Origin of the sequence: Bacillus sp. SIMBA_031 (genome assembly GCF_046535225.1) — a bacterium.
GTDB lineage: Bacteria > Bacillota > Bacilli > Bacillales > Bacillaceae > Bacillus > Bacillus velezensis.
Genome location: NZ_JAWRXC010000018.1, coordinates 1 through 5,849 on the forward strand (window position 1 = coordinate 1; position 5,849 = coordinate 5,849).

2 protein-coding genes are annotated in these 5,849 nt (G+C 33.2%); both read left to right on the forward strand.

Annotation, left to right across the window (positions count from 1 at the left end; translation table 11 throughout):
- On the forward strand, positions 1–473 hold a 473-nt coding region (locus tag SB724_RS19260; RefSeq protein WP_410572380.1), incomplete at its 5' end, for a condensation domain-containing protein.
- A gap of 85 nt (positions 474–558) precedes the next feature.
- A partial coding sequence (locus SB724_RS19265; protein WP_410572382.1) for an amino acid adenylation domain-containing protein occupies positions 559–5,849 on the forward strand: 5,291 nt, incomplete at its 3' end.

Genomic DNA, 5,849 nt, shown 5'->3' on the forward strand with positions numbered 1-5,849 from the left:
AAGAACTTTTGAAAGAAGTAAAGGAGAATTCACTGCAGGCATATGACAATCAAAGTTATCAGCTCGAAGAGTTAATTAATCACCTCCATATTAAAAGGGAATTAGGGAGAAACCCGCTATTTGATGTGATGTTTGATATGAATAACATAGATGTAAATACAGAAATTGAGCTTGAAAATATTGTTTTTAACCAAATTCCTTTGGGAAACAAAATCTCAAAGTTTGATTTGACCCTAAAAGCTTTTGAGTCTGGAAAAAATATAGAGATGATTTTGGAATACTCTATTTGCTTGTTTAAAAAGGAAACCATTGAAAGAGTGAGTCAAGATATTCAGGTTCTATTAGACGAGATATTAAAAAACAGCAATCAAGTAATTAAAAAGATTGATATTTTAAATAGTGAAGAAAGAAAAAGCCTTTTAGAAATTGATGATGAAGTAAATAATTTAAGAAGTACAGCTTTTACATTTTAAGAGTAATCCATATTCGAACAATTAAAGTTCGAATATGGATTTAAATTAAGAGGAAAAGTGTTATAGAAGGAGGCGTAATGAAAAAGTGAATTCTAGTGAAAAAATAGAAAATTCTAGTCAATATTGGAAGGGTTTAAATTTAACACAAGTAGATACAGGAATTGTTACTCATGATTTTTTCTCAGAAGGAAAATACACAAAGCAGGAGATCAAGTTTTCTTTACCTTCTAAATTAATTAATGAGTTGGATAAATTGACAAAACAAAATGATTTACCATTCTATATGGTGTTTTTAACAGCATTACAGATACAAATATTTAAATACACAGAGAAAAAAGAAAATATTATAGGTATACCAGTTTATGTAGGAAATGCAAAGGACAACACACCTGTAAAAAATAAATTACTACCACTTTTTAACAAGGTGACAAAAGAAGTGTCTGTCAAGCATTTGCTGAAACAAGTACAGGAAAATGTATTTAAAGCCTATGAAAATCAGTACTGTGATCTTGATAAGCTCTTAAATAGTTCATATAGCGGTATAAATGTTATGGATTTAACACCTGTAAGCATTTGTATGAATACACTGCACAGAGAAGAGTTTATTAATTACATAAATACCTCTCCTAAAAATCAACTGTCTGTTTGTATAAATAAACAAGATAGTCAAACTTATGACATATCGTTTATTTACAACGCTGAATTATTTAGTAAGGAAACTATAACATTATTTGGCGAGAGATTTATTAAAATCGTTGATGATATCGTCGGTGATCTTGATCAGATCATAAAACAAATAAAAATCATTTCCGAAGAAGAGAAAGTTGAACTGCTTCAACACTATAATCAAACTTTTGAGAATTATCCAAGCAAAAAAACTGTTCAAGAATTGTTCGAAGCTCAGACAGAGAAAACGCCCAATAGGATTGCAGTCAAATGCGAATATAAAGTATTAACATATCAAGAGCTAAATGAAAAAGCCAATCAATTAGCAAGATTATTAAAAAGCAGAGGTGTAACCACAGACTCTGTTGTCGCAATAATGGTAAACGCTTCTATAGAGATGGTTATTGCAATTATGGGAGTATTAAAAGCAGGCGGTGCTTACCTTCCTATTGATATACAACATCCAATTGGCAGAAAAGAATATATGCTGCAAGATGCAGAAGTAGATATCATTATCTCGAGACAAGACCTCATGACCCACATTCATTTTAATGGAAGTGTAATTGATATTTTTGAGGGAGACATTTTTCAAGGTGACAAGACAAATTTAGACATTAAGAGATCTTCTAATGATTTGGCTTATGTGATTTACACATCAGGTACTACAGGTAATCCTAAGGGAGTCATGATCGAGCATAAATCTCTAGTTAATTATATTCATTATTGTAAAGGACGGTATCTTGAAGAAGGAAAAGGGGATTTTCCATTATATACATCTATCTCATTTGATTTGACAGTAACTTCAATATATGTACCGTTATTGTCTGGTAATAAAGTATGTGTATATAACAATGATGATCAGTTTTCATTCGATCATATTGTTGAAGATTCTATAGATATAATGAAATTAACCCCAGCACATTTAAGCGTTATAAGTGGATTGCAACTGAATAATGTAAGGATTTCAAGGTTTATTGTTGGCGGTGAAGAGTTATCATATCAATTAGCTGATGACATTCACCGTAAATTTAATGGAAACGTAGAAATTATAAATGAATACGGACCAACTGAGGCAACTGTTGGTTGTATCGTGTATAGCTATCGAGAAAGAAATAAGAAAGAAAAATCTCTTCCTATCGGGACCCCCATCCAAAACAGCAGAGTATACATATTAGATGAGGACCTAAATTTGGTGCCTAAAGGAGTACCTGGGGATTTGTGGATTGCAGGAGATGGACTTGCACGGGGGTATTTGAATAAACCTGAAATGACTTCCGAGAAATTTGTTGCAGCTCCATTTAATCCTGCAGAAAGAATGTATAAAACAGGAGATATTGCAAGATGGAAACTTGATGGGAGTATAGAATTCTTTGGAAGAAAGGATAATCAGGTTAAGGTCCGTGGTTTTAGAATTGAACTTGGAGAGATAGAAAATTGTTTGCTAAGTCATCAAGCTGTTAAAGAGGCTGTTTTATTAGCGCGGGAGAATGAAGAACAGGAAAAATATCTTTCTGCTTATATAACAGGAAGGGGTCAATTAAATACTTCCGAAATCAGAGAATATTTAAAAGAAACTGTTCCTTACTATATGATACCTACTTATATAATGCAATTAGAGAGTATGCCATTAACTACAAATGGAAAGATAGAACGGAATATGCTACCAGAACCATCTTCCAAAAGAGGCGGTTTTGAATATGTCGCTCCAAGAAATGATATAGAGCATAAACTTGCAGATGTGTGGTCAGAAGTACTAGGATTCCAACGAATAGGAATAAAAGATAACTTCTTCGAACTAGGAGGAGACTCTATTAAAGCAATCAGAATCACTTCTAAACTTCAGAAATATGGTTATAATCTTGAGGTTAAAGATTTATTTAATTTTGGAACCATTCAAGAAGTGAGTGATAAAGTAACTGCTTACTCCACTGTAATTAGTCAAAAAGAGGTTACAGGAGAAGTACCATTAATACCTATTCAAAGACTATTTTTCGAAAAGAATTTTTCAAACATGCATCATTGGAATCAATCCGTAATGATCTACAATAAAGAAGGTTTTGAAGAGAACTCAATCAAAACTGTTCTTGCCGGACTAATTAAGCATCATGATGCCTTAAGGATGGTTTATAAAAAGGATGGTAAACAAGTTACCCAGATCATTAGAAGTTCAGAAACAACATTATACGACTTTCAAGTAATGGATTACCAATCGTGCGAAAATTATGAGGAAATGATCAAAAAAAGCAGTGAAGAAATACAAAGCAGTATTGATTTAAAAAAAGGACCTCTAGTAAAAGCAGGTTTATTTAAAACAACTGAGGGAGATCATCTTCTGATTGCTATCCATCATTTGGTAGTAGACGGGGTATCTTGGAGAATATTTTTTGAAGACTTTTCGGAAGGATACAATAAAGCCCTTAAAGGAGAAAAAATAGTATTTCAAAGCAAAACCCATTCCTTTAAGGAGTGGGGACTCTATTTGCAGCAACAGGCTCAAAGTGAAGTATTCCAAAGTGAAATTCCGTATTGGGAAGAGATTGCGATAGCAGATTGTCATTTTTTGAAGACTGATTATGAATACAGTGAAGAAAGCACCAAACAAAAATACATCAATAGAGTTGATATAGAATTAAGTGAAGAGGAAACAAGTGAATTACTCAAGAATACGAACAAAACCTATAATACGGAGATTAATGACATATTATTAACTGCTTTGGGACTGACTATCCAAGAGTGGACATCAGAAGAGCAAGTTTTAATTAATGTGGAAGGTCATGGAAGAGAAAAGCTTGAGGGAGATATCGATATTTCTCGGACAATCGGCTGGTTTACATCCCATTATCCTGTACTGTTAAAGTTGAAAAAAGAGAAGCAATTGAGCTATTCCATTAGAAATGTAAAAGAAACATTGAGAAGTATTCCAAATAAGGGGATTGGCTATGGGATACTCTCTTACTTAAGAGAAAAATCAGTCATTGGAGATATAAAGCCGCAGATCAGCTTTAATTATTTAGGCCAATTTGATGAGACAATTTATCATGGATTTTTGAAATTATCCAATCTAGCAAAAGGAAACTCTATTAGTCCGGAAGCCGAAAGTTTGTATGATATTGATATTAATGGCGCGATTGCTGATCATAAGCTGTTTTTTACATTTGCATACAGCATTAGGAAATATAAACAAAGCACAATGAGACGTTTAGCTGAAACATATAAAAAACATTTGCTTTCTATTGTCAAACATTGTCGGGAACAAAAAACAACCGAACTCTCTCCTTCCGATTATTCAGCCAATGACCTTACTCTGGATGAATTAGAAGAATTAAAGGAAAAATATAAAGAGTTCACACTTCAGGACATCTATCCTCTTACTCCTATGCAAGAAGGAATGCTGTTCCATTCTCTAATTGATCCAGATTCAGAAGCATACTTTGAACAAAAGTCCTTTACGATTAAAGGTGAGATTGATTTAGAAGAACTTGAAAAAAGCATCAATCAATTAATTGACCGGTATGATGTTCTCCGAACTATCATTGTTCATGAGAATGTGAAAACTCCGAAACAAGTTATAGTAGAGAGCCGTAAAACAAGCATCCGTTACGAGGACATAACTAATTTAACAGAAGAACAGAAATCAAGGTTTATTCACCGGTTCCAGTTCGAAGAGCGAAAAAGAGGCTTTAAATTAAGTGAAGACATCTTACTTAGAATGTCTGTCATTAAAGTGAATCATGAAGAGTATAGGGTGATTTGGAGTTCTCACCATATTCTGATGGATGGCTGGTGCAGCGGTATTATTATGAAAGATTTTTTTATACTATATTCGTCTGCAAAAAAAAATCATACTGCCCCACTAAAGAAGCCAACTCCATATGTAAATTATATCAATTGGCTGCAAAAACAATCGAAATATTCAGCGAAAATATATTGGAGAAAGTATTTAGACGGGTATATCAACCATGCTAAATTTCCTTGCAGTGTCCAGAAGACTCCAGTCCAATTTAAAAAAGAGAAATTAGAATTTCAGGTGGGGAAAGAGCTCACAGAATCACTATTAAATGTGAGCAAACAAACACAAGTTACAATTAACACTGTCATTTCAGCTGTTTGGGGTATTCTCCTGCAGAAATATACAGGCTTAAATGATGTCGTATTTGGATCTGTTGTATCGGGACGTAATGCAGCAGTGGATGGAATTGAAGAAATGATAGGGTTGTTTATCAACACGGTCCCGGTAAGGGTGAAAAATAATATAACTGCTAATTTTATAGAGTTAGTTAAAAATATTCAAAAAAATTCGTTGGAATCAACAAAGTACGATTATTATCCATTAGCTGAAATACAATCGTTATCAGAGCTTAAGCGAAATTTAGTCAATCACATCTTGGTATTTCAAAATTATTATGTTGACGATGTAGTGATGGAGTCTAACAATTTTGTGGATTTTGAAATTACAGATAGCACTCTTTATGAACAGAATAATTATGACCTTGGAGTTATGGTATTACCTAATGATGAATTAACTGTCCGATTCTCTTACAATTCAAATGTATATGATTCGAGCAGCATGAACCGTTTAAAAAACCATTTCATTAGAATGATGGAAATCATTTCAGAAGACCCCACAGTCAATATTTCGGAGATTGATATCACGATAGACAATGAACGGCACCAACTCTTAGAAGAGTTTAATGATACACAAGCAGATTA